At 65.6% G+C, this 24,773-nt stretch carries 18 protein-coding genes; 12 read left to right on the top strand and 6 right to left on the bottom strand.

From position 1 onward, the window contains the following. Positions 1–327: 327 nt before the first annotated feature. From cimA to VGN72_18795, 3 genes are all read left to right on the top strand, one after another. Positions 328–1,935: a citramalate synthase gene (gene cimA, locus VGN72_18785; GenBank protein HEV7301416.1), complete on the top strand. Its 1,608-nt coding sequence runs from the start codon at positions 328–330 to the stop codon at positions 1,933–1,935. A gap of 367 nt (positions 1,936–2,302) precedes the next feature. Beyond that, complete coding sequence (locus tag VGN72_18790; protein HEV7301417.1) at positions 2,303–2,878, top strand: peptidoglycan recognition family protein; 576 nt, start codon at positions 2,303–2,305, stop codon at positions 2,876–2,878. Positions 2,879–3,351: 473 nt separating this feature from the next. Further along, positions 3,352–4,230 carry a serine/threonine-protein kinase gene (locus VGN72_18795; GenBank protein HEV7301418.1) on the top strand — a complete coding sequence of 293 codons (879 nt, stop codon included), beginning with the start codon at positions 3,352–3,354 and terminating at the stop codon, positions 4,228–4,230. A 137-nt stretch (positions 4,231–4,367) separates the two neighbouring features. On the opposite strand, the gene VGN72_18800 is transcribed toward VGN72_18795, so the two are convergent. Continuing rightward, positions 4,368–6,047 (bottom strand): putative transporter, encoded by a 1,680-nt coding sequence (locus VGN72_18800; GenBank protein ID HEV7301419.1) that lies wholly within the window; start codon positions 6,045–6,047, stop codon positions 4,368–4,370. Between the two features lie 307 nt (positions 6,048–6,354). Between VGN72_18800 and VGN72_18805 the strand changes: the two genes are divergently transcribed. From VGN72_18805 to VGN72_18815, 3 genes are read left to right on the top strand one after another with little or no spacing between them, the layout of a single operon-like run. After that, positions 6,355–7,581 carry an argininosuccinate synthase gene (locus VGN72_18805; protein ID HEV7301420.1) on the top strand — a complete coding sequence of 409 codons (1,227 nt, stop codon included), beginning with the start codon at positions 6,355–6,357 and terminating at the stop codon, positions 7,579–7,581. A 6-nt stretch (positions 7,582–7,587) separates the two neighbouring features. Further along, positions 7,588–7,923: a hypothetical protein gene (locus VGN72_18810; protein ID HEV7301421.1), complete on the top strand. Its 336-nt coding sequence runs from the start codon at positions 7,588–7,590 to the stop codon at positions 7,921–7,923. Positions 7,924–7,944: 21 nt separating this feature from the next. Continuing rightward, positions 7,945–8,163 (top strand): DUF4926 domain-containing protein, encoded by a 219-nt coding sequence (locus VGN72_18815; GenBank protein HEV7301422.1) that lies wholly within the window; start codon positions 7,945–7,947, stop codon positions 8,161–8,163. 62 nt (positions 8,164–8,225) lie between these two features. On the opposite strand, the gene VGN72_18820 is transcribed toward VGN72_18815, so the two are convergent. Continuing rightward, on the bottom strand, positions 8,226–8,930 hold the full coding sequence (locus VGN72_18820; GenBank protein HEV7301423.1) for a hypothetical protein: 705 nt from the start codon (positions 8,928–8,930) through the stop codon (positions 8,226–8,228). A 211-nt stretch (positions 8,931–9,141) separates the two neighbouring features. Here VGN72_18820 and VGN72_18825 point away from each other — a divergent pair, with 211 nt between their 5' ends. After that, positions 9,142–9,852, top strand: coding sequence for a hypothetical protein (locus VGN72_18825; protein ID HEV7301424.1), 711 nt, complete (start codon positions 9,142–9,144; stop codon positions 9,850–9,852). Between the two features lie 168 nt (positions 9,853–10,020). After that, the gene (locus VGN72_18830) at positions 10,021–11,910 is read left to right on the top strand and encodes an SPFH domain-containing protein (GenBank protein ID HEV7301425.1); all 1,890 of its coding nucleotides are present in this window, start codon (positions 10,021–10,023) and stop codon (positions 11,908–11,910) included. 731 nt (positions 11,911–12,641) lie between these two features. Here the strand turns inward: VGN72_18830 and VGN72_18835 are convergent. Together VGN72_18835 and VGN72_18840 are read right to left on the bottom strand one after the other, a co-directional pair. Beyond that, entirely contained in the window at positions 12,642–12,857 is a 216-nt protein-coding gene (locus VGN72_18835) for a hypothetical protein (protein ID HEV7301426.1), read from the bottom strand. A gap of 234 nt (positions 12,858–13,091) precedes the next feature. Beyond that, complete coding sequence (locus tag VGN72_18840) at positions 13,092–13,916, bottom strand: hypothetical protein (GenBank protein HEV7301427.1); 825 nt, start codon at positions 13,914–13,916, stop codon at positions 13,092–13,094. Positions 13,917–14,742: 826 nt separating this feature from the next. On the opposite strand from VGN72_18840, the gene VGN72_18845 reads away from it, so the two are divergent. The 4 genes from VGN72_18845 to VGN72_18860 all read left to right on the top strand — a co-directional run bounded on the left by VGN72_18845 (position 14,743) and on the right by VGN72_18860 (position 19,899). Beyond that, on the top strand, positions 14,743–15,750 hold the full coding sequence (locus VGN72_18845) for a hypothetical protein (protein ID HEV7301428.1): 1,008 nt from the start codon (positions 14,743–14,745) through the stop codon (positions 15,748–15,750). 102 nt (positions 15,751–15,852) lie between these two features. Beyond that, positions 15,853–16,065, top strand: coding sequence for a hypothetical protein (locus tag VGN72_18850; GenBank protein HEV7301429.1), 213 nt, complete (start codon positions 15,853–15,855; stop codon positions 16,063–16,065). A gap of 144 nt (positions 16,066–16,209) precedes the next feature. Continuing rightward, positions 16,210–17,055 carry a DUF5602 domain-containing protein gene (locus VGN72_18855; GenBank protein ID HEV7301430.1) on the top strand — a complete coding sequence of 282 codons (846 nt, stop codon included), beginning with the start codon at positions 16,210–16,212 and terminating at the stop codon, positions 17,053–17,055. A 135-nt stretch (positions 17,056–17,190) separates the two neighbouring features. Next, positions 17,191–19,899 (top strand): carbohydrate binding domain-containing protein, encoded by a 2,709-nt coding sequence (locus VGN72_18860; GenBank protein ID HEV7301431.1) that lies wholly within the window; start codon positions 17,191–17,193, stop codon positions 19,897–19,899. On the opposite strand, the gene VGN72_18865 is transcribed toward VGN72_18860, so the two are convergent. Beyond that, a complete protein-coding gene (locus tag VGN72_18865; GenBank protein ID HEV7301432.1) occupies positions 19,879–20,952 on the bottom strand; it encodes a prenyltransferase/squalene oxidase repeat-containing protein in 1,074 nt (357 codons plus the stop codon). The genes VGN72_18860 and VGN72_18865 overlap by 21 nt on opposite strands. Continuing rightward, a complete protein-coding gene (locus tag VGN72_18870; protein HEV7301433.1) occupies positions 20,949–24,749 on the bottom strand; it encodes a hypothetical protein in 3,801 nt (1,266 codons plus the stop codon). Before VGN72_18870 ends, VGN72_18865 begins: the two co-directional genes overlap by 4 nt. Positions 24,750–24,773 lie beyond the last annotated feature (24 nt).

Consider the following 24,773-nt stretch of genomic DNA (forward strand, 5'->3'; position numbering starts at 1 on the left):
TGCGTTCCGCGCTGCTCGTCATTCGAAATCACCCCCACCCAGCCTCCCCCGGTGTACCGGGAGAGGGGCCAGAGGGCCGCGCCCAATCCACTGCCTTTACTTCCCACTTCCCCCTTCCATTGACCCGCCCGCGTTCCCCGCTACACTACTACTGAACATGAAGACCTTCACCGCGACCGCCGGCATCATTATTACCCCAGGACAACTCGGGTAGGGCCAGCGTGCGTGGATGTTGCAAGATGAGTTGACGGCCCTGCCCCTGCGGCAGGGTTTTTTCGTTTGGCGGGTACGCTTCATCCCCCAAACCTCAAAGGCGAGAGAGACGACATGAGCACACGACGCATCGAGATCTACGACACCACCCTTCGCGACGGCACCCAGGGCGAGGGGTTTAACTTGTCGCTGCAGGACAAGCTGCTGATCGCCCAGAAGCTGGACGACCTCGGCGTCGACTACATCGAAGGTGGCTTCCCGCTCTCCAACCCGAAGGATGCTGCCTTCTTCCGCGACGTGCGCGAGCTGAAGCTGAAGCACGCCCAGGTGTCGGCGTTCGGCATGACCCGCCGGCGGGGCATCAAGGCGGAGGACGACCCCGGCATGAAGTCGCTGCTGGACGCGCAGACGCCGGTCGTGACCATCGTCGGCAAGACCAGCGACTTCCACGTGAAGGCCGTGCTGAATGTCACGCTGGAAGAGAACTTGGCGATGATCGCCGACACGGTGAAGCTGATGACCACCGCCGGCCGAAAGGTCGTCTACGACGCCGAGCACTTCTTCGACACGTACCGCAGCAACCCGGACTACGCGCTGCAGACCCTCCGCGCCGCCCAAGAGGCCGGGGCGACCGTGCTCTGCCTGTGCGACACGAACGGTGGCAGCATGCCGGAGTTTGTCGAGTCGACCGTCGCGGCCGTCCGCAAGGCGACGGGCGCCATCATCGGCATCCACCCGCACAACGACTCCGCCGTCGCCGTCGCCAACGGGCTCGCGGGGGTGCGCGGCGGCGCCGATCATGGTCAGGGGACCATCAATGGTGTCGGTGAGCGCTGCGGCAACATGGATTTGCTGCCGTTCATCGCCAACTTGCGCCTGAAGTACCAGTTGGACTGCTTGGCCGGTGATTCACTAAAGCACCTGACCGAGGTCAGCCGTTTCGTCTACGAGACCGCCAACATGAACCTTATCAGTGGCCAGCCCTACGTCGGCAGCAGCGCGTTCGCCCACAAGGGTGGCATGCACGTGCACGCGGTGCAGAAAGACTCCAGCACTTACGAACACGTGTCGCCCGAATCCGTCGGCAACACCCGCAAGATCCTGATCAGCGAGATGAGCGGTGTGTCGAACATCATGGCGTCGGCGGGGAAGAAGTTCGACCTGGAGAACGACAAGGTCACGCTGCGCAAGGTGCTTGATCGGGTGCAAAATCTGGAAAACGAAGGCTTCCAGTTCGAGGCCGCCGAGGCGAGTTTCGAGTTGATGCTGCGCAAGGAGATCGGCCGGTACCAGTCGTTCTTCACGCTGGACCACTATCGGGTGAGCGTGCAACGCTACGACGTTGACTCGGCGGTCTCGGAAGCCACGGTGAAGCTAAAGGTCAGCGAGATCACCGAGCACCACGTCGCCGAGGGTGACGGGCCCGTGAACGCGCTGGACGAAGCCCTCCGCCGGGCCCTAGCGTTCCACTTGCCCCAGATCGCCAAGGTTCGACTGACGGACTACAAGGTGCGCGTCATCAACTCCAAGGACGAGACCGCTGCCAAGGTGCGCGTGATCGTCGAGTGCAAGCGCGAGCGCGCCGACGGCACGCGCGAGTTGTTCGGTACGATCGGCGTCAGCACCAATGTGATCGACGCGAGTTGGCAGGCGCTCGTAGATGCCTATGAGTACCACCTGATCCACGCCAAAGAAGAGGCAAATATGCCCGTAACAGCCTGAAATAGACCAGAATTGGACAGAAACGCCGCGTCTACCGCTTGCGGTTTCGCAGACATCCGAATGGTCGGGGTCTGCGAAACCGCAAGCGAACGTTCCGAACAATCGTTACGACGCGCACGTTTACTCATACGGTTTCCCTATATCCCGCTTCGTGCATTTGTCGGATAAGTGGTTAAACTGCGTCACGGTTACCTCCAGCGCCTCACGGATGAGCGACTTGAGAAACTTCTAAACTTTTTGTGTCAAAGTCCTCCGGTTCGGGCCGATGAAAAGGCTGCGGACCGAGGATTTATTGGAACCTCGGCCCCACGGCTAGACAGGACGTCAATCGGTGGGAACTGTGCGAAAATCTGAACGCAAGTTTGTGGTGTTTACGAGTCTCGTAGGTGTGCTGACGCTGACCTGCGCCCTGCTGCTGGCGCTGGCGCCCGCACCGCTCAGCAACAACGGGCCGGCCAACAGTCTATTCGCGATCGACGCCCCGGCGTCGCTCAACGTCATCTTCGACACCGCCAAGCCCACGCGGGACGACCACTGGCGCTACGTCTACATCCACCACTCTAAGACCGCAGCCGGCAACGTGTCGACCTTGGGTCAGCCGACCGGTGGGCTGAGCGACCACTTCCTCATCGGTAACGGTGAGGGAACGTTCGACGGTGAGATTCAGGTCAGCCAGCGCTGGAACAACCAGATGCCGGCGTTGCCCCCGGCCGGGGCCGCTGAGATCGACCTGGCGTGCATCAGCATCTGCATCGTGGGCGACTTCGATTCCACCCTCCCCACCGCCAAGCAGATGCGCCACCTGACCCGGCTCGTCACCCTGCTGCAGGACCGCATGAACATCCCCGCCAACCGCATCCTGCTCGCCCGCGATACGCAAAGCGCAGCCGGTGCCGGACGCTACTTCCCCAGCACCGCGTTCCGGGAGAGCCTGCTGCCATAGAACGGACAGATCAGGCACGCGATCGACAACCCACACGAATGACACTGGCCGCGAAAGCGGCCAGTTCTATTTCCGGACTTCACCCGTGTTCCACACGCGGCGTCGCCGCTTTAACGAGAACTCGACCGTCCCCGGATCTCGTTCCCATATCGCTCAATCCCTTGTCAATCTGGGTAGACTTTTGCCTCTTTTCTAGGCAGCAATGTCGCCCCCGTCCTCCATCCTAACTTTCCCTTGCTATTGGGCTCCGATTCATCTATTGTGCCTGACGTAGGGCGATCTCAGGCTTTTTCTCACGACATCATTTTGTCGAGACAACATACCGGGACAATCGCTCTATAAGGTTCAGGGGTGTTTCTCTGATCGTGTTGCGCGAGTTCTTATTATCCTATTATCTCCCGCAATAGGTCGATCTCAGCCAAATACCACCCGAATGGCTTGAGCGGATGAAACACCAGGGTGGACCAAAATTCATGGGTCAGAAAATCCTCCAATATGATGTGTTGGAGCGTTTGGGAGAAGGTGCGCGGAGTATTATCTACTCCGTGACCGATCCCAACACGCGCCAGAGCTTTGCGCTTAAGCATGTCGAGCGCAAGGATCCGAAAGACATCCGCTTTATTGAGCAGATGGAGGCCGAGTACGCCATCTCGAAGGACTTCCAGCACCCCAACCTTCGCCGAACATACGAGCTGAAGCTGGTCAAGACCATGCTTCTAAAGGTGACCGACGCCTACCTGATCATGGAGCTGGTCGATGGCAAGCCGCTCGACGTGCGCCCGCCAACCGAGATGCTCGACATCGTTGATGCGTTCATTCAGGCTGCCCAAGGCCTGAAGGCGATGCACACCGCCGGTTTCGCGCACTGCGACATCAAGCCGAACAACATTCTGCGCAACGATCGTGGCCGGGTGAAGGTGATCGACTACGGCCAGAGCTGTAAAATTGGCACGGTCAAGGAACGCATCCAAGGCACCCCCGACTTCATCGCGCCGGAACAAGTCGCGCGTCGCCCAATTTCTGTGCAGACCGACGTCTTCAATCTTGGTGCCACGCTCTACTGGACGTTGACCAACCGGCACATCCCGACGCTGTACACCGTCAACAAAAAGGGCGAGAACAGCTTCTTGCTCGACAGCACCTTCGACACCCCGCAGGGGCTGAACCCGCGCGTGCCGACCCCGCTGTCGAACCTCGTGATGGAGATGATCGCCACCAAGCCCCAGAAGCGTCCTGCCGACATGGACCAAGTCCTGACCCGGCTGGAGCTGGTGAAGCACATCCTCATCAAACAAGCTAACCCCAACGCCTTCCCGACGAGCGACATTAACCTGCACGATTCGACGGTCTAGACATCTCCCGTCAATATCCAGCACGCCCGTTTAGCCGCGAGCTTGCTCGCGACGGGCTCTCGAAGAATCGCGGGCAAGCCCGCGGCTCAACGGCATGAATCACCCGGGTACGCGTTGCACCATATCGTTACGCGCCCTCACACCATAAACGTCACCAGCAACTGCGTGCAAAACACCGGCACCAACATCGCCAGTGGATACACCGCAGCGTAGGCGACGCTGGGGACATTGGAATCGGTCAGGTCATTGGCGAAGATGAGCGTGGGTGAACTGGTCATCGCGCCGGCGGTCAGGCCGCAGAGGGTGACGTAGTTCAGCTTCATCACAAGCCGGGCGAACAGGCCCACCAGCAGCATCGGCATTAGCGTGACGAGCGCGCCCCACGCCATTAGTGCGAGCCCATTGCCACCGAAGAGCAGTCCAAAGAATTCCTCGCCCGACCGCAGCCCAACGCAGGCCAGGAAGACGGCCATCCCGAAGTCGCGCAGCAGCAGGCTGGCACTGTCGGGCAGGTAGAAGACGATACGCCCCGCGTTGCCGATCTGCGACAACAAAATGGCCACCAGCATCGGCCCACCTGCCAAGCCGATGCGAATGCCCGAATGCAGGCCCGGCAGCGCCAGTGGAATGCTGCCCACCAGGATGCCCAGCCCAATGCCTAGAAAGATCGGGATCAGCTGTGGCCGGTTCAGCACCTCGATCGAGTTTCCCAGTTCCGCCTCGGCCGATCGAACACCGTTGCACGGTCCGACGACCGTCACCGTGTCCCCGAACCGCAGCGCCAGCGACGCCGTTGGCGTCAATTGCACGCCAGCCCGGCTGATGCGCGCGATCGTCACGCCGAAACGCTTGGTCAGATCCATCTCGCGCAGCGTGCGGCCAAGGTTGGGCTTGTGCGTGAAGATCAGCACGACGCGCTCGACGTCCCCCACCGCCGTCTTCACATCAATCGGCTTCCGCTGGCCGGCGTGCTCCACGAACTCCTCCAGCGCTCGCCTGGAGCCGACCATGCGGTACACGTCGCCCACGCGCATCACGGTGTCGGCGCTCGGCACGGTCAGCACGTTCTCGCGCAGCAGGCGCGACAGAACGAGGTTGTGTTGGCGCAGCAACGCGTGGTCGCGAATGCGCACCCCGTCCAGTTCCTTCCGGGTGACCTCGAAGTCCATCGCTTCGATGGGCGGCCGTTTGGCATTCTCCACTTCGCGCAGGGCCTTCAGTTCAGCGGCCACATCAATTCGAAAGATTCGGCGAAACAGGATCAGCAAAATGATCGGCCCCAGCAGCCCGAACGGGTAGGCGGCCGCGTAAACGGACGACGTTAGCCGCAGCGCCGCGTCGCCGGCGGGGTCGCCCCTGAACTTGTCGCGCAGCGCTTCCTCGCCCGCCGCCAATGCCGGAGTGGTGGCGAAGCCACCGGTGTACAGGCCGGGCGTCGTCTCGCGCGGCAAATGGAACACCAGCACGATGGCCGCGGTAAGCACCGCACCCAGCACCACCACCGCCAGCGCCAGCAGGTTCAGCCGCAGCCCTTCCGCCCGCAGTGACGACAGAAACCCCGGTCCCACCTGCAGTCCGATCGAATAGACGAATAGCACCAGCGCGAAGTCGCGCATGAAGCCGAGCACGTCGTCGTCAATCACCAATCCCAGCCCGCGCAGGCCCAGCGCCACAAACATCACCGCCGCCACGCCTAGGCTGACGCCGCGCACCTTAATCGCGCCTGCGAACAAACCCAGTACGATCGCCAGCGATAAGATCGCCAACCCACCGGCGACCGATCCGTGCGGAAATATCCTGTCCAGCCACGCTTCCATCGTGCTGCGGATCGTCGCTGTTGGAGGGCGCAGGTCAAGACGCGAACCCTGCTTAAACAAGGGACCCAGTGGAGAAGGATGTCATCCCGAGCGGAGCCTCAGGCGACGGGAGGGATCTCGACTGTTCGAGCGACTCTCGTGCAATCGAGATCCCTCAGGTCGGCAAGCCTCCCATCGGGATGACAACTCACGTCATAGCAACTCCTGCCTCCTCACCCTTCCCCATTCCATCCCATTCCCCGCCCATGGGCAATTCGTATACTGTGCCGCTCGAACAACAAACGAACCTCATCACGGAGCCCAGATCATGGCCACGCAATCCAAGCCCGACCCCAAGAAAATCGTCCTCGCCTACTCCGGCGGCCTCGATACCTCCGTCATCCTGCCTTGGCTGAAGGAGCGCTACCCGGGCGTGAAACTCGTCGCCTTCGCGGCCGAGCTGGGCCAGGGCAGTGAACTGAAGGGCGTGGAGGAGAAGGCCTACAAGAGCGGCGCCGACGAGGTGATCGTGATGGATTTGCGCCAGGAGTTCGCCGAGCAATATTGCTGGCCGATGCTGCGGGCGCACGCGATCTACGAGCAGGACTACCTGCTGGGCACCAGCATCGCCCGCCCGCTGATCGCCGCCAAGCAGGTTGAGGTCGCCCACCAGACCGGCGCCGACGCCGTCGGCCACGGCGCGACCGGCAAGGGGAACGATCAGGTCCGCTTCGAGCTGACCTACATGGCGCTCGACCCGAAGCTGCAGATCATCTCGCCTTGGAAGGACACGAAGTTCGAGCTGCGCGACCGCGAGACCGCCATCGACTACGCCGAAAAGCATGGCATTCCGATCCCCGTTTCGAAGAAGAAGATCTACAGCCAGGACCGCAACCTGTGGCACATCAGCCACGAGGGCGCCGAGATTGAACACCCCGACGCCGAGCCGAACTGGGAGGCGTGCCTGACGATGACGGTGCCGCCGGAGAAAGCCCCGGACCAATCGGAGATCGTCGAGATCGGCTTCGAAAAGGGCAACCCGGTCAGCGTGAACGGCAAGTCCCTGCCCGGCCACGAACTGCTGGCGCTGCTGAACGAAATCGGTGGCAAGCATGGTGTCGGCGTGACGGTGCTGGCGGAGAACCGCCTGGTCGGCATGAAGAGCCGCGGCGTGTACGAAACGCCCGGCGGCACGATCCTCTACGAGGCCCACAAAGCCCTCGAACAGATCTGCATCGAACGCGACACGGCCCACTTCAAGCAGCAACTAGTGCTGCGCTACGCGGAACTGGTCTACTACGGCCAATGGTTCCACCCGCTGCGCGAGGCGATGCAGGCGTTCATCGACCACACCAACGCCACCGTCACCGGCGTTGCCAAGGTGAAGCTCTTCAAGGGCCGCGCGATGCAGGTCGGCGCCAAGTCGCCGAACACCCTCTACGACCCGCAACTGGCCAGCTTCAGCATGGAAGGCTACGACGTGACCGCCGCCCGCGGGTTCATCGATCTGTTCGGGCTGCCGATGAAGGTCGCGCAACAGGCGAAGAAGTGGTGAGGCTGAATGCCGCGACTCCCCAATGGCGACAGGGCGGTGGTCGATCCGCGCAAGCTGATCGACTACTGCCTTAGCGCAACCCATCCGGTGGGAAAGCATAAGGCTCGGCTCTTCGCTAGCGCAATTGGCATCACGCCAGACGAATGGGGCCTGCTGCATTCCGCGTTGCTGAAGGCGGCGCAGGAAGGCGATGCCGTCGGCACCGATCGCTCGCCTTACGGGCAGAAGTACGAGATCCGGTTTCCCATGCTTGCCAAGGATGGACGGACGGCGACGCTGCTGAGCGTCTGGATCATCGGTTCCGATGAGATCCCGCGCTTGGTAACGTGCTATCCGCTATAATGACCGACAAGCGAGGTCCGCATGAGCGCAACCCAACTGAACGAACTGGACGTGGTCGCCGTGACGGTCGACCTGCCCGACTTGAGCTTAGCGCGCGGTCAGGTTGGAGCTGTGGTTCACGTTCACGCGCCGGGCGTGTATGAGGTGGAGTTCGTCGACCACGCTGGCCGCACCTACGCCGTTGCGACGCTGCCCGGCGAGCAACTGCTCCCGTTGCGGTACGAGCCTGCCGCCGCCTGACGGGCCTGAGGAAAGGTGTTCCGGCGCACCTGCTCGCTAGCGAGTCCTCCTTCTGTAGGCCCTCATCCACCCCGCTTTTTCTTCTTGAACAACCCCGGGTTCCGCACCAGAAACCCCCGCACGCCATCGGCGATGAAGCTGTACCGCCCGGTCTTCAGGTAGACGTAGCCCATCACCGCCACCACCACCGCCCCCAGCGTGTCGACGATAAGGTCCTTCATCGTGTCCGTCACCCCGCTGCCGCTGTGTTGGCTTTGCATGTCCAACGCCGGGAAGAACCAATCGACGCCGAACTCGAAAATCTCCCACACCACGCCCAGCGTGACCGCGAACGTGACGCCGAAGAAGCAGACGAACGACGGCCGCATTCCGCGAGGCACCTCGTCGGTCTGGTTCAGCACGAACAGCACGATGAACCCGATGATGCCCAGCAGGAACCCGCTGGCCGTGTGCAGCACGAGGTCCCACCACCAGAAGCGGTAATACAGATCGAACGCCGAACCGAGGAACAGCGACAGGAACACGAACGCCGCCGCGATCAATTGGAACTCGGGCGGGATGACGATGCGGTACCGCCGAAACAGGAACGCCGGCACCAGCGTCAGCAGCACGACGATGCCGGTGAGGAACAGGTTCTCCCAGTCCCGCCGGTACAGGAACAGCGCCATCCCGATCGCCAGCAGCACCTGCAGCGCGAACGTCAGCCGCAGGTACAGGCCGCGCTCTTCCGCGGGAAACTCGGCGGGCGGTTTCGAAGGCCAATGCATGGCATAAATGCTAGACGGTGGCGGCGCAACGTGCCACCCGTAGGGGCAGGCCTCCGTGCCTGCCCTCTTCGCTTCTCCCCGCGCACTGAAGAGGGCAGGCACGGAGGCCTGCCCCTACAGTGCGTTAGAAACAAAGGCGCGGGTTATCACGCGGTTTCATTAGGCCGCGACGTCGCCGTCGGTTAAGATATGAAGCGACGGGGAGGTCACGATGAACTTCAACAATCTAATTGATGGATGGAACCTGGCGTTCGCCCTGCCGTTGCTGTTGGCCTTGGTCTACCTCGGCCTGTACATCGCCAGCGGCGTGACGTTCGGCGATCCCGATACCGACGGTGACGCCGACCACGACGCGGACCACCATCACCCCGACCCCGCCCACGCCGGCGGGCACGACGTCATCCAGTACCACGCGTCGCAGCCGACCGACGCGCCCGTCACCTTCAGCCTGCTCAGCTGGTTCGGGGTTGGCCGCGTGCCGATCAGCCTGTGGCTGAGCGGCGCGATGCTCGGCTGGGGCGCGTTGGGCCTTGGCGCGTCGGCGTTCGCGAACAAGGAAGGGTTCAACGGGCCCACCACCGCCGCGATTGACTTCGGCGCAGCCGCCCTTGGCGCGCTGATCGTCATGCGGGCGCTTACGTTGCTCGTGACGCGCATCGCGCCCATTCACGAAAGCTACGCCCGCCGGCGGCACGAGTTGCTGGGCAGCGAAGGGGAAGCCATTTACGCGATCGACGAATCGTTCGGCATGGTCGGCGTGCGCGACAGCCGGGGCGAGTTCTTCCAACTCGGTTGCCGCGTGGACGACGGCCAGCCCATCGCCAAGGGCTCGCGCGTGAAGCTCGTCGGTTACAACCGCGACACGAACCTGTTCCACGTCGTGCCGGTCGAAACGCCGGCCGACACGGTGTCGGCTGCTTAACAATACTTCACCGCGTCAGTGGACGCGGTTCGCTGAGACGCGTCATCCTGAGGTACGCCGAAGGATCTCTTCGATCCGACGGAGAGTACGGGGGGAGATCCTTCGGAGTACCTCAGGATGACGAACTGTTCGAACTAGAATGACAACCTAAAAGAGGGAACCTTAACCATGATGATGTTCATCCTGTTTCTCATCGGCGCCGCAATGGCCATCGCCCCGTGGGTGGCTGGCCAGCAACTGAACTTCGGCCAGCAGGCAGCCATCTCGATGTTCGGGGGCGCGGTGGCGCTCGTGTCGGCCGTCATCGTCCTCTACTCCAAGCTCTACCGCCGCGCGTCGGCGAACATGGCGTTCGTCCGCACCGGGCAAGGCGGGGCACGCGTGATTCAGGATGGCGGCGCGATCGTCATCCCGGTGCTGCACGAGATCATCCCCGTCTCGCTCGAGACGATGCGCCTGAACGTCGAGCGCCGCGGCACGCACGCGCTGATCACGAAAGACAACCTGCGCGTAGACCTCTCTGCCGAGTTCTACATCAAGGTGCAGGCCAACCGCGACGACATCCTGCAGGCCGCCCGCAGCCTCGGCGACCGCAACATCCAGGCCGAGGCCGTCAGCACGCTTGTGCAGGAAAAGCTCGTCAGCGCCCTGCGCACCGTGGCCGCCACGAAGGACCTCGTCGAACTGCACAGCAAGCGCGACGAGTTCGCGTCCGCCGTGCAGCACATCGTCACCCACGACCTCGCCAGCAACGGCCTGACGCTCGAAAGCGTCACCATCAGCGCCCTCGACCAGACCGACCCCTCGCAGTTGCAGGAACGCAACGTCTTCGACGCCCAGGGCCTGCGCAAGATCGCCGAGATCACTCAGAAGGCCCGCGTCGAGCGCAACGAGATCGAACAGGAAAGCCAGCGCCAGGTGGTCGAGCGCAACGTCGCCACGCGCAAGAAGGTGCTCGACCTTGAACGCGACCAGGCCGAGTTCGAGGCCGACCAGCGGACGAAGGTCGCCAACGTGCGCGCCGGCCGCGAGCGCGAGATTCAGGAATACAAACTCCAACAGGACGAAGCCGTCGCCAAGCGCGACATCGAGAAGATGCGCACGATCGAGACGAGCGAGGTCGAGCGGCAACTCGCCGTCGAGCAGGCGCAGGTCGCCAAGCAGGTCGCGCTGATCGCGACGGTGCGCGAGCAGGAGACCGCCGACATCCTCAAGGCCCAGGCCGTCGCCGTCGCCGAGCGGGCCAAGGAGGTCGCCATCGCCCAGAAGGAGCGCGAGCGTGCCGCCGCCCAGGCGCAAGCGCTGGAGGCCGAGGCCCATCGCGAGAAGGCCAACCAGGAAGTGGTGACGGTGAAGGTGACGGCCGAGGCCGAGCGCGAGGCCGCCAAGCGGCTGATCAGCGCCAAGCAGGTGATCAACGAGAACCAGCTGCGCGAGCAGACCACCGCCGACGTGCTCGCCTACACCACCGTGAAGGAGGCCGAGGCCGAGCGCCAGGCCGCCGATTTGCAGTACGAGGCCAAGCTGCGTCTGGCGCAGGGCGACGCCGAGAGCGCCATCCGCCGGGCCGAGGGTGAGAAGGCCATCAAGATGGTCGACGTCGACGTGTCGCGCGAAGAGGTGGACGTCGAGCAGGCCCGCGTCGAGGTCGAGCGCCGCAGCCTGTCGAACAAGCAGGAGTTCGAGGGGGCCGCGTTGAAGTTCGAGCTCGAGAAGCTGCGCATTCAGGCCGAGCAGGTCGTGCGCGTGGCCGCCGCCGAGGCGATGGGCAACATGCTGGCCAAGGCGAACATGCAGATCTTCGGCGACCCCGACACCATGGCCCGCATGAGCGGCCGCTTCATGCAGGCCGCCAGCGTCAGCAACAGCGTCGACGGTTTGCTCAGCACCCTGCCCCCGCAGGCCGCGTCGCTCTTGAAGCAGCTCGGCGACAAGTTCGGCATCAACGTCGACATGAACGGCAACGGCAACGGCCACTCCACCGACGGCACCGCGACCGTCGACGGCAACGGCACGACCACCGTCGCCACGACGATCAAGCCGCCGAAGGATGCTTGATCGGTTGGTTTCGTCACGACGACGCACCCGGGGCAGACGACCGCGTCTGCCCCTGATGCGTTGTCGTGACGCTGCCTGTCGAACGGTTTGAACCGCCAAGGCCGCCAAGAGCACCAAGAGCTTCTCAGTTTCCTTGACACGTCATCCTGAGAGGGTGTCAAAGAACACGCTCGGGTCCGCCTTTCACGTGGCATGGGCGTCTCGCCCATGCGTGTGGAATGGAACAACAAATGCCTTTTGTGGGTGACTGCGCTGACCAAGCCGCAGGCTCTAAATTGAGTCTTCCGGCCCCACGACACGCATGGGCGAGACGCCCATGCCACGGTCGGAGCGGCCGCGGCACTGTTCTTTAGCATCGCCTGTGGTGCTCCGAAGGATCTGTTCGATTCCGCGGGTGCCAGGAGATCCTTCGGAGTACCTCAGGATGACGGTTGCTTCGTGAAGTGCATCGGCCCGTTCTTGGCTGTCTCTTCTGTAGGACAGGCATTCCTGCCTGTCTCTACCCCCCTCTCCCCGCTTTCTGTGGCACAGACATTCCTGTCTGTGTCTCCCCCCGTCCCCCTGTCTTCGAGCGGGGCAGACATTCAGGTCGCTGCGATTCGGGACGGCCCGGACGCGACGGCGCGAATTGCGGTCGCGACGGCCCGCGAAGAAGAAGATTGAACCACAGAGGACACAGAGGCCACGGAGAGGAAGGCCCACCGCGGATCGAACGTCGCCCGCGAACGCCGCTACTGCAACGGCGGCTGCTCGTCGCGCGGTTTCGTCAGCACGTCGAACCCGCGCGCCTTCTTCTTCGATCGCCGGTTGAAAAGCACCGCCACCACAATCGCGGCTAACGGCATCAACACCAATACCAACAACAGATCTACCGCCATCATCGCCCTCCTGCGTTGCGCTGCCGGGTGAATGTCGCACGAGCCGCGCTCGGTTTGGGCATAGGCCAACAAACCTGTTCCTTTAGCGGCTTGTCCTCTGGGTGCCACGGTTTGGTACGCCAAGCCGTGCTGTGACGTCGACGCAGCCGACCCGGCTTGGCGTACCAAACCGTGGCACCCGACCGCTACGGCGAGGTACGTCCTGCTCTAGTTGAACGCGCCAGACACGGGCGGGCAAGCCGCCGGCGGCACGAGGATGGAGATTGGGGGAATCACGTGCTCGCGCCGCTGGTCGCCCATGTCCTACGCCGCCGCCCGCAGGACGCGGACCGACTCGCCAACGGGCATCGCAATACCGCCGCCGAGGTAGGCCTGCACGGGCCAGCTCATCGGGCCGGGCTGGCTGCGCGTGCCGTACCAGCAGGCCATCAGGTGGACGACGGAGCCGGGCGGCAACTCGGCTGGAAAGGCCACGTCGATCGTCGCGCGCTGCGTGTTGCCGCAGAAGCGCCACGCGCTTATGTCCATCGCCGCGTGCGGGCCCACGTAGCTGAAGACCGTCGCGCCGCGCGCATCGCGCGGTCGGCGGCGCACGCCGAAGATCTGCCCGCGCAGCGACAGCCGCACCGTTCGGCCCGACACCGACACCACGCGCACGCGCGGCCGCTCGTCCGGCGGCGCCACCGTCGTCCGCCGCCCGCCGCTCACCGTCAACCCGATCAAAATCTGCTGCGCCGCCGACAATTCTGTCTGTCCCCTGATGATCGAAACGATCGGCCTTACGACCAATTTCACGCGCTCGCGTGCCTGGTTCTTGTCGATCGTGGCCGCTCGCGACTGCATGCTGGGTTTCGCCGTGACCGCGTACGCCGCCAGGTAGGCCGCCGCCACCTCGCTCACCAGGTCCGACTGCGATTGTTGCAACCCGTAGCGCGATGGGTCCTCCGCGATGCCCGCAGCGAACACCCCGATCCAACTCGCGAAGTCGGCATCCTTCGATGGAAAGTAACTCTTGCGCATCCCGAGCCCGCCTCTCACCCGCGCCGCCACACCGGCCGTCGCGATCGCGTTCGCCGTCGTCTCATCGCAGCGCCGCACGCGCGACGCCACCCCTTTCTCATCGACCATCCCAATGCCCACTTAACCCCCCAGCCCGCAAATCTCCGCACGCCCGATATAAACCGCCACCCGCGTCCTGCAACCCGCCTCGCACGTCACAAATTCTTTCACCCCCATACCTCTGCAGCGCTGCAACGCCCCTCTGCACCGCTGCAACGTCATGCTGCAGCGCTGCAATGGCGCGCTGCACCACTGCAATGACGCGCTGCACCACTGCAATGGCACGCTGCACCGCTGCAATGTCGCGCCGCACCACTGCAGTGGCACGCTGCAGCGCTGCAGCGTCCCTACGCAGCGCTGCCGCGCCGTCCTGCAGCGCTGCAGCGTCTTCCCGCAGCGCTGCACTCCTGCGCCGCAGCGCTGCCGCACCCCCGCGCCCCACGCCGTGGGCTCGGGTCTCACCGACCGCGACCCACGCGCTTCGGTCGGCGCCCTAACACCGCGCAACGCCAGCTCCGCGGTCGACGCCGCGTCCATGCCCACCGGCGCATCCGCCGCCCCCGCCGCCGCAGCCTCGACCCCCGCCCCCATCACTCCCACCCCGTCACCGCCCTCCGCCGCCGCGCGACCGGCGACCGTGACCGCCGCGCACTGCGCCGCACGCGCCGATCTCTCCGGCCTGCAGTACGGCCCGCCCTTCCTGAGTCGCACCTCGCCATCTCGGGGTTCGGACGTGGAGCGTTGTACGCACGCCGAGTTGGAGCAGGCCCGGACGACGACATCAGTAGAAACTTCGCCACCCGCCACCGGTGTGCAGGTGCGGGCGGCGCGGTGTTGGCCATCGTGCGTCGGGACCTTATGATCGCGCGGCCCCATCCCACTGAGGAGCGACGACATGCTGATCCCGCCCGGCCGCGAGGCCGAAGCCGCCGTTTGGGCCCGCGCTGCCGAGGGCGTGCGCGCCGCGTCGTGGTTTGCTGGTGGGGGTTGGCTCATCTCGCAGATGGGGCCGACCGGGTTTCAGCTGTCGAAGCGAAACTGGTTCAACGACGACGGCCACGGCATTCACTTCGAGACGTGGACCACGCCCGAGGACCTCGCCGCCGGCGCGGTGCCGTTCCAGTGCCACATCATGCATGCCGGCCGCACGTTCCCCGGCACGGGTAAGAAGGCGGCCGCCGTCAGCCGACCTGTCCTTGCCCGCTGCGGCGCGGCGATCCGCGGCTGGGGTTACCACACGCCGCGCACCGCGGGCATGAGCCTCTGCTCGGCGCGGCTGCCGTTCGACTCGCTCGACGATCTGCCGGACATCGTGGCCCGCGAGTGCTCGCGCTTCGCGACGACGCTCGCCCCAGTGATCGACGAGATGCTCGCCTGCGTCCTGGCGGGTCGACCGATCCCCCGCGCGACGGGCGCCGGCGTGGCCCGGGCCGCCAAGCCTCGCGTGCCGGAGGCGTGGGGAACGTCGATCCTCCCGCCGTTCGAATCGCTGTCGGACGGCTCGGCCGCCTGGCAGACCGCCACCGAGGCGCGCGGCGAGATCGCCGTCACCCGCGACAAGCGCGGCACGCTGCGCGTCACCGTCGGCCCGCGCAGCCGCCACGGCTACCACGCGACGCTCCGCTGCCGCGGCCTCGCCTTCACGGCGGGCGCGAGCTACCGCGTGAGCTTCACCGCCCGCGCCGCGACGCAGTACCGCATCGCCGGCAACATCCGCCAGGCGGCCAAGCCGTTCCTCCCGGTCGGCTTCTTCCCCGGCCTGACGATCGGCACTGACTGGCAAACCCACACGTGGACGCTGATCGCCGACCGCACCGAACCCGATGCGTGCATCACCTTCGCGCTCGGCCAGATGCCCAACACCATCTGGCTGAAGGACCTGTCCGTCCAGCGCGCAGCGTGAACATGCCGGGCACCGACGCGGCCGCGCGTCACGATCTGGTGCGCCAGTTCGTAGGGTGGGATTGATCCCACCGCCCTCGCTTCGGCTAGGCGAGATGGTGAAATGTTTCCACCAGCGTGGGTCCGGTCGCTGCCGCCGCCGAAGCTCGGTCCCGGCCCGTCCCACGTGCGGTGTCTCGACGCAGACGGGTGGCCCAACGGTAGCCGCGAGATCACCGACGGCGTCGTGTATGCGTGGCGGCACGAGGACGCGTCGCGGATCGCCGCTTACGACCGGACGAACGGGAGGGCCTACTACTACTGGGCCACTCGGTAGCGCTCGGCGATGGGTTGGGTTCAGTCGGCGCACGCGGCGTTCGGCTTCGCGCCGCTTGACGACGGGCGGCGCGGATCATGTAATGCGGGCGCAAAGGCTGGGCCCGCTTCGGGCGTCATTCATTTATCTCAACGAAGGGTTTCGATGGCACAGGTACGGACGGTCGCCGCTTGGACGGCGATCGCGTGGGTGGCGGCGGTGGGCGCGGGCGTGATGGGGCCGACCGGCGCGGCGTGGGCGCAGGTGCCGGTGAAGGCGCAGCAGCCGTCGCAAGACGGGCGCATCGTGCGCGGGCCGGAGAAGGACTTGGGCGCGGGGAAGGTTTGGACGTGGGTGAAGCTGGACGGGGCCGGCACGCCGACGGCGGTCGGCGTCGACTTTACCGAGACAGCGCTGAACGACCTGCCGGCGGGCAACCCGGCGCTGGACGAGAAGATCGGCATGTGCTGCACCGGGCCGGAGTATGCGCTGGAGTTGCCGGCCGAGGCGACGAAGCTCACGCCATTTCAGCACGTGGTGGTGAACTGGCAGCCGCGCGGGCACGAGCCGGTGCCGATCTACGGCAAGCCGCACTTCGACTTCCACTTCTACATGGTGTCGAGCGCCGAGCGCACGGCCATCACCGCGACCGGCGACGACGTGGCCAAGTGCCTGGCGCCCGTGCCGGCCGAGCAGATGCCCGAGGGGTACATCTGCCCGCCCATGCCCGTGCCGCAGATGGGCGCGCACTGGCTGTCGAAGGCGGCCCCCGAACTGGCCGGCGGCACGTTCGGCGAGACGTTCATCTACGGCTCGTACGACGGCAAGGTGACCTTCTACGAGCCGATGGTGTCGAAGGAGTTCCTGGAGACGCGGCCGAACGTGAACAAGCCGATCGACCAGCCGAAGCAGTACGCAAAGGCCGGGCTGTACCCGACGACGTATCGCGTGCAGTACGTCGAGGCGACGAAGACGTACACGGTGGCGCTGGAAGGGTTGACGCAGCGGTAAGGCGACAAGTTCGTGAATCACACGACGCCGCGCCACCCCGCCGCTGGGGGCGCGGCGTCGTCGTTTAATTACTCTTTTCCTTAGGCCGCGTTGTTGTTCCCAAAGCACGGGGCTTCGGCGCATACTGTCGGCATCATGAACAAGCGCAGCATCGTTTCGATGGCGACGGCGGTGGTGTCGGTGGTGGGTTCGGTTGCGGGCATCGCGCGCGGGCAGGACCCGATGGTGATGTCGCCGATGTTTCCGTTCGTGTTGCCGTGGGACGACGTCAGCGAGAACGTGACCAACGTCAGCAGTTGGCTCGACGCGCCGGCGGGCAAGCACGGGTTCATCGCCGCGCGCGGGCCGCACCTGTACGCGGGCGAACAGCGGTTCCGCTTCTTCGGCGTGAACATGGCCTTCGGGGCGAACTTCCCGCAGAAGGACGACGCCGACAAGGTGGCCGCCCGCATGGCGCGGTTCGGCATCAACTGCGTGCGCTTCCACCATATGGACATGTTCGCGGCGCCAGCGGGCATTATGACGGCCGACATGAAGGGGCTGGACGCGCAGCAGCTGGACAAGCTGGACTTCTTCGTCGCGGCGCTGAAGCAGCACGGCATCTACAGCAACATCAATCTGCACGTGAGCCGCGTCTACCCGGACATGCCCGGGTGGGAGAACGCGCCGGACTTCCATAAAGGCGTGGACCTGTTCTATCCGCCGATGATCGAGGCGCAGCGCGACTTCGCGCGGCAGCTGCTGTCGCACGTGAACCCGTACACGGAGACCAGTTACGCGGACGAGCCGGCGGTGGCGATCGTGGAGATCAACAACGAGAACGGGCTGCTGCAGCAATGGTGGGGAGGCGCGCTCGACGCGATGCCCGAGCCGATCGAGCGCGAGCTGCACAACCGATGGAACGCCTGGCTGAACGGCAGGTACGCCAGCCTCGACGACGTGCGCAAGCAGTGGCAGGAAGGCGCCGAGCCACTCGGCGAGCCGATGCTGCGCAACAGCGACTTCGCCCAAGGCATGGACGGCTGGACGCTGGAGCGCCACGGTGAGGCTGACGCGAATGCGACGATCGACGAGAACGCGGGCAACGGCAACGGCGGGCGCGCGATTCGCATTACCGTGGACAAGCCCAGCAGCGAGTCGTGGCACGTGCAGCTGGTGCAGCCGGGCCTAAGCCTGAGCAAGGGGAAGGCGTACACGCTATCGATGCGCATGAAGGCGAGCGGCGACTTGAAGAACACGAACGTCGCGATGGCGCAGTCCGGCAGCCCATGGAACGTGCTGGCGAGCAGCAGCGTGCCGCTGACCGACCAGTGGAAGGACGTAACGCTCGTGCTGCGCGCCAGCGCCGATGAGCCCAACGCCCGCCTGATGATCGGCGGGCTGGCAGCGGCCAAAGGCGAGGTGTCGATCGCCAACCTTTCGCTGCGCCCCGGTGGGCGCGGCGGGCTGAAGGACGATGCGAAGCGCGGCGACATCCCGATCGTCACCAGGGCCCACTACGGCGCGCTGACCGAGTCGGCGCAGCGCGACTGGATCACGTTTCTGTACGAGACCGAGGAAACGTACTGGACCGAGATGAGCGCGTTCCTGAAGAATGATCTTGGCGTAAAGTCGCTGGTGGTCGGCAGCGCGACCGGCTTCAGCCCGTCATCCATTCAAGCTAAGCTGGACGTGGTGGACGTGCACGGCTACTGGCAGCACCCGCACTTCCCCAACAAGCCGTGGGACCAGGCGGATTGGGTGGTGAACAACCTGTCGATGGCGGGCGCCGAGGACGGAGGGCAGATCCCCGGCATGGCGCTGCGCCGCGTGGCGGGCAGGCCCTACATCTGCACCGAGTACAACGCCGCGTCGCCGAACACGCATTCGTCGGAGACGTTCCTGCTGCTGTCGGCCTACGCGGCCATGCAGGACTGGGACGGCATCTTCGCCTTCGCCTATTCGCACCGCACCGACGACTGGGCGGCGGGCAAGATCCCCAACTTCTTCGACATCGACCAACACCCCACCAAGCTCGTCACCCTGCCCGCAGCGGCGGCGATGTTCCTGCGCGGCGACGTGACGGTGCCGGACGCGCGAGCGGTGGTGAACGTGTCGCGCGAGGAGGCGATCACGCAGAGCATGAACTCTGGCCCCTGGTGGCACGCGGGCGCGTTGGGCATCGACCCGCTGACGGCACTGGTGGCGCCTGTGGCCATCGACACCGGCGACGCCACCCCGACGACGCAACCGGCGGCAACGACACCGGCGACCGCGGCAGCCGAGGCGACAACGGCGGCGGCCAATGCGCCGGTGAAGATTGATCCCCCCACCGCCGGGCAGCCGATCGTCAGCCGCGGTGGTGAGTTGACATGGGACGCGCAGCGCAAATACGTCACGATCAACACGCCGCGCAGCAAGGCGTTCATCGGGGAGATTCCGGCCGACCAACCGATCGCGCTGGGCACGGTGAAGCTGACGCTCAGTCCGAACCTGCAGAACTGGGCGGCGGTGTCGATGACGGCGATCGACGGGCCTGACTTTCAGTCGCCGGGCCGGTTCCTGATCACCGTCACCGGATCGGCCGAGAACACCCGCATGGGCTGGAAGAACGCCGAGCGCAACACGGTGGGCCGCGACTGGGGCGAGTCGCCATCGCTGGTGGAGGGCATCGGCGGCACGATCACGTTCGAGAACGTCGACAAGGAAACGTGGGCATGGGTGCTCGACGAGCGCGGCCAGCGACGCTTGGAGACGACGAAGATCAGCACGCCGACATCCAAGGGGTTCCAGTTCGGCCGCGAGTCGGGCACGATCTGGTATGAGGTGGAGATCGGCAAGGAATCAGCGTTGGTAGATCGGTAGCAAGCGGTACGGCACGGTGAGCGTGAGCACCGACATGCTGGTGCTGTAGACGCGGCCGGGTTCCTCACCCGTGCGGCTGGCGGGCCAACCGCCGTCGGGCATTTGCTGGGCCAGCAGGCGATCCATCGTGGGTGGCCAGACCGCCTGCCACGTTGCCCCGCCCGCTTGAAACGCGGCCTGCGCGGCGTAGTAGGTGGCGTAGTACGGGTAGCGGGTGGTCTCGGTGGCGAGGTTGTTGGCTAGGAACTCTGCGGCCGCCGCGGCCTCGGGGTAGTCGGCCGAATCCAGCAGGCGCAGGTTCAACAGACCCACGCCGGTCATCGCGGTGCTCGGCTCGTGGCCAGCCTGATACGCGAAACCCTTCTTGTCCTTTCGATAACACCGCAGCACGTACTGAACCGCGCGCGCCACGCGTTCCTTCGGCACTTCGATGCCCGCGTTCTGCGATGCCCGCAGCGCCAACGCGTTCCAGCCAGACAGCGACAGATCGCTATCGACCGACTGCGGCTCGTAGCGCCAGCCACCGGTGTCGTTGGCCGACTTCTTCACGTCCTGCGCGTCCAGGATCACCTTCACCGCCCGCGCGATGGCCGCCAGCATCTTCTGGCGGCGCTCGGGGTCGGGTTCGATGCCGGCCGCCTCGGCCAAGGCCAGCGTGGTGATGCCGTGACCGTACATCCGGCTGCCATCAACCTTGCCGAAGTACCCGTCCGCCGGCGCGACCGACAGCAGGTAATCGATTGCCGACCGAACCGTCTCCCCGTGCAGCCCCACGTCGGGAGTGTGCCCCGCCGCCAAAAATGACATGAGCCCCAGCGCCGTCATCGCGACGCGCGGCCCACCACTGTCCAGCGAGCCGTCAGGCTTCTGCTGAGCGGCCAAGAACGCCAGCCCGCGCGAGACGCCTTCATCCAATCGTGCAGGCAACGGATCGGCCTGCTGGGCGCGCACCGTGACCGGCGCAGCGAGCAGACAACCAATGACGATCGCCACGATGAACACCGGGAACCAGCCGCGTGAACGCGCCGTCAAGTGAAACAGTCGACGATTCATTTCGTCCCCCCATCGCCCGCCTTGCCGAGCGTTTCGAAGTACAACCGCACCGGTTCTTCGAACCCAACGGGGTCGGAATCGCGCCGCACCGCCGACGTCTCGGGCTTCGTGCCGACGCGCATGCGACCCCACTGCCGCAAGTTCGGCACGAGCGACATGATCCGCTCGGCGGCCTCGCCGTCACCAGCGCCGCCATCGGCGTTGACCGGGAAAAGGTTGAAGACCGACATCATCGACGGCACCGTCGCCATCCGTTCGCCCGCCGCCTGGTGGATCGATCGGTCCCATGCGCGCGTGAGCGCCGCCGACGCCACGCGCTGTTGCCGCTCGGCCGCCAACAGGTCGGGTGGTCGCATCTTCAGCGACCGCACGGCCGCGCGCGAAAACCAGCGGGCGGCCACCAACGGGTCGCGCTCGATCAGCTCATCCTGTGCCGCGAGCAGTTCCGCCTGCACCTGCTCGATCGCCTGGCGCGTCTTGCCAGCCGCACGCTCCAGCTCATTCGCATCGTCCACGCCGACCGACTGCGCGTACGCGCGCAGCGCAGGCAGCAGCGCGCGATCAATCGCCTCGACGCCTCGCCGGGTCGGCGGACGGTAATTCGACAGGTCGGCCGACATGCCTTCGGCCACCTGCGGCCGCACCGGCACAGCGGCGGCGTTCGTACGCGTGACGGCCTCAGCTAGATCGCGATCGGCCTGCGCAATCACGCGCTGCGCCGCAGGCAACTGATCGGCCGGCGTGGCATCGGCAGACTGCTTTGCCCGATCAAGGCGAACTGCGGCGTCGCGGCGTATGCCATCCGCTCGCGCCACCTGTGACAGGGCCTGTGGCATCGCAGCCAACTGCTCCTGCGCGGCCTGGATGGCGGCGATGGCCTCCTCGCGCCAGTCTGGATCGTCGGCGTTGCGCAGGTCCAGTCGAGTGTCGGCGTGAACCTCGCCGATCGCGTCGGTCAGCGTTTCCTGCTTCGTCGCCAGTTCGCCGGCGCCATTAGGCGGCGCGAGCCTTGTTTCCTCGGCCAGCGCCTGCTGTTGCGCCGCCAGATGGTCGATCCGCTCCGCCGCGGCCATCGTTCGCGCTGCCCGGGGCAGCGGCATTTCATCGCCGCCGTTGGCCTCTGGGGCGGCGGACTGCGTTGTCGAACGGGCCAGCGCGCGGTCAATGTGCGCCGCCGTCGCGTAATCGCGTGTGGCAGCGGCGGCGTTCGCTTCGATGGCGAGCGTCTCGGGCGACGCTTCGATCGATTCCTGTTCAGGTTGAACGCTCACGTCCACCTGTTCCAGCCCAGCCCAGGCAAACATGCGCCGCCGGCCCTCGTTCGCCACGCGCTGTCGGTCGGCCACCTCGTCGGACGATGGCCGGTCCTTCATCGGGCGGTTGGTCTCGTGATACCGCTGCAGCGCGAGCATCGACGCGGGATACAATTCGCGCGGCAGTGGATCGGTCGGCCGCGTGGTGGGCGCGACGCGATTCGTCTCGATGCGCGACGCCGCCTCGGCCGCCACGTGCACGTCGCGGGCGCGCACGAGGTCCGCATCCGGCCGGATCGATTCCGCCTGCGCGGCCATCGTCAATCGGTCGTCGAACCCCGTACGCTTGTGCGGCTTGGCGATCTCGACCGCCCAGGCATCGGCGGCCTTCGCAAAGTCGGGCAGTTGCTCCGACTGCATCACCCGATCGGCCGCCTCCACGCGACGCTGCAACTGCTCGGCGACATCGCCGGCGCCGGGGTTGATCTCCAACTGCTTCAGCGATTGCGCAAAGTCCTCCGACAACCGCTTGATGCCAGCCTTAAGCACTTCGGGATAATCCGGAACGGCGGCCCGCGTGGTGGCGGCGGCGACGTTCTCCCGCTCGGCCAGTGCCGCGATCGCCCGCTCGCCGATCGCCAGCGTGGCCAGCATGTCCCGCAGTTCCCGTGCCCGCTTGACGGATTCGTCGATCTGTGAACGGGCGCCCTCGCGGTCGCTGCGAATGCCGATCAGGCGTTCACTGGCCAACAGCTGTTGCTGGGCCACGTCCAGCGCAGCGGCGAGCGCGACGGACATCTCGTGTGACCGGCTGCGCAGCGTCGCCCGCAACAGCGACTGCCGCAGCACCGCCGCCGACTCACCCACGCGCGCCACCGCCCGGTTCGCCTCCGCGACTGCCGACAAGTACGCGCCACCACGCGCCGGCTGTTTGGCCAGCGCCTCGAACGCCTCGGCGGTCGTCGCCCACGCCTTCAACAATCCCTCGGCCACCGTGCGGGCGGCGCTCAGTTCCACCACCCGCTGGTGCGCGTTCATGTCCATCGACCGTGGCGACACCAGCGCCGTGACCGGGCTGCTCTCGGCGGTTTGCGACCGGCCGTCGCGTGCCTGAACGGTCACCGCGATCACGTCGCCCACGTTCACGTTCAACGCCGCCAGATCCAGTGGGTACGTCTGTTCCTGCTGTCGTGGGTCGCCGATCACCTTCAGCCCGATGCGGAGTGACGCCACGCCATTCACCTTCACCAGCGCCGCAAGTTCGCTGACGCCGTAATCATCGAACGCCTGGTACGACAGCGGCATGAGGTCGCGCGGGCCGGGCCGTGGACCCTCACCGGAGTCAAACACGCGCACCAGTGGTGGGCGATCGGGCAGGGCGCGGATCGCGTACTTCCCTAACTCGTTCGTTGCGCCCCGCTCGCTCGTGAGCGCAACGCTGTAGCTGGCGTCCTTCAGCACCGGTAACGTCACCTGCCGCACGTTTGTCTCTAACGTGCGCGCTAGTTGGAGTTGCTTATCCCCCACCTGCAGGGCCGCCGCCAAAAGGGGTTCGGTCGCGGCGATGGTTACCGTGGCCTGCGTGCCCGCGGGCGCTTCGATCAGGCCGGTACGATTGCTTACGATCAACGGTGGGCGCTTCGTGTACTCGGGGTAAACGTACCGAATGCGGAAGTCGGTGATCAGCGGCCGGCGCAGCACCTGCACGTCGTATGTGGGCGTGACCGCGTCGCCACCGGTGACGAAGTACCGCACGTCGCTGCTGAGCGTGTCGAACCGATGCACGAAGCCACGCTCGGTCTGCACCATCGCGTGCTGCGACCCCACCTGCCCTCCGGCCGACACCACATGCAGGCGCGGCACGTCGCTGCCCAAGCGATCGGCCGTCACCAGCACCGACAGCGACTGCCCCTGCTGCACCTGCGCCGCCCCCGGCATCACGTTGAGCCGCGTGGTGGTGACCGGTGCGATGTCCGCCAACGGCAACGCAGCACGCGCAGCCAGTTGAGGCAGGTTGAGCCAGCGGATCGGCAGGCAGGCCAGCACGGTGATGCACGCGATACCCAGCAGCACCCACGGCCGCGCGATAAGGCGCAACGGCAGCAGTGGGCGTGGGTCGGCGTCCTTCGCCTGCGCGGTTGTCGACTCGACGACCTGCTGCAGCATCGCCACTGATCCGTGATACGCCTGCGGCCCGAGCAGCCGCGACGTAACGGTCGACAGCCGCTGCTGCCAGCGTGGGTCGCACCGCTCAGCCAGTTCGCTGGTCGCCTCGTAGTCTGTTCGGCCGCGTGCCCATCGCCACAGGACGGGCAGGAAGACGGTGGCGGCGAACGCGATGTTGACGAGCAACAGCGCCAACCTAATGCCGCCGGGCAGGCGCAGCAGGCGATCGACCAGGCACGACGTCAGCCCGAACAGCACGAGGATCGCCAGCGCGCGACCCGTTGCGCGCAGCAGCGACAGCTTGCGCTGCCGTGCCGCAAGGGCCGTCAGGTAGCCTGCAATCGATGCGGGCAGGAGGTTGTCTGACGCGCGCTTCATCATCCTACGTTACGACCTTCGCTT

Source organism: Tepidisphaeraceae bacterium (assembly GCA_035998445.1).
In the GTDB taxonomy this organism is placed as follows: domain Bacteria; phylum Planctomycetota; class Phycisphaerae; order Tepidisphaerales; family Tepidisphaeraceae; genus DASYHQ01.

What these genes read in the sequence shown, in the direction of transcription:
- cimA (HEV7301416.1), top strand. Translation starts at nt 328, where the DNA reads ATGAGCACACGACGCATCGAGATCTACGACACCACCCTTCGCGACGGC.
- VGN72_18795 (HEV7301418.1), top strand. Translation starts at nt 3,352, where the DNA reads ATGGGTCAGAAAATCCTCCAATATGATGTGTTGGAGCGTTTGGGAGAA.
- VGN72_18800 (HEV7301419.1), bottom strand. Translation starts at nt 6,047, where the DNA reads ATGGAAGCGTGGCTGGACAGGATATTTCCGCACGGATCGGTCGCCGGT.
- VGN72_18805 (HEV7301420.1), top strand. Translation starts at nt 6,355, where the DNA reads ATGGCCACGCAATCCAAGCCCGACCCCAAGAAAATCGTCCTCGCCTAC.
- VGN72_18810 (HEV7301421.1), top strand. Translation starts at nt 7,588, where the DNA reads ATGCCGCGACTCCCCAATGGCGACAGGGCGGTGGTCGATCCGCGCAAG.
- VGN72_18815 (HEV7301422.1), top strand. Translation starts at nt 7,945, where the DNA reads ATGAGCGCAACCCAACTGAACGAACTGGACGTGGTCGCCGTGACGGTC.
- VGN72_18820 (HEV7301423.1), bottom strand. Translation starts at nt 8,930, where the DNA reads ATGCATTGGCCTTCGAAACCGCCCGCCGAGTTTCCCGCGGAAGAGCGC.
- VGN72_18825 (HEV7301424.1), top strand. Translation starts at nt 9,142, where the DNA reads ATGAACTTCAACAATCTAATTGATGGATGGAACCTGGCGTTCGCCCTG.
- VGN72_18830 (HEV7301425.1), top strand. Translation starts at nt 10,021, where the DNA reads ATGATGATGTTCATCCTGTTTCTCATCGGCGCCGCAATGGCCATCGCC.
- VGN72_18840 (HEV7301427.1), bottom strand. Translation starts at nt 13,916, where the DNA reads ATGGTCGATGAGAAAGGGGTGGCGTCGCGCGTGCGGCGCTGCGATGAG.
- VGN72_18845 (HEV7301428.1), top strand. Translation starts at nt 14,743, where the DNA reads ATGCTGATCCCGCCCGGCCGCGAGGCCGAAGCCGCCGTTTGGGCCCGC.
- VGN72_18850 (HEV7301429.1), top strand. Translation starts at nt 15,853, where the DNA reads ATGTTTCCACCAGCGTGGGTCCGGTCGCTGCCGCCGCCGAAGCTCGGT.
- VGN72_18855 (HEV7301430.1), top strand. Translation starts at nt 16,210, where the DNA reads ATGGCACAGGTACGGACGGTCGCCGCTTGGACGGCGATCGCGTGGGTG.
- VGN72_18860 (HEV7301431.1), top strand. Translation starts at nt 17,191, where the DNA reads ATGAACAAGCGCAGCATCGTTTCGATGGCGACGGCGGTGGTGTCGGTG.
- VGN72_18865 (HEV7301432.1), bottom strand. Translation starts at nt 20,952, where the DNA reads ATGAATCGTCGACTGTTTCACTTGACGGCGCGTTCACGCGGCTGGTTC.
- VGN72_18870 (HEV7301433.1), bottom strand. Translation starts at nt 24,749, where the DNA reads ATGAAGCGCGCGTCAGACAACCTCCTGCCCGCATCGATTGCAGGCTAC.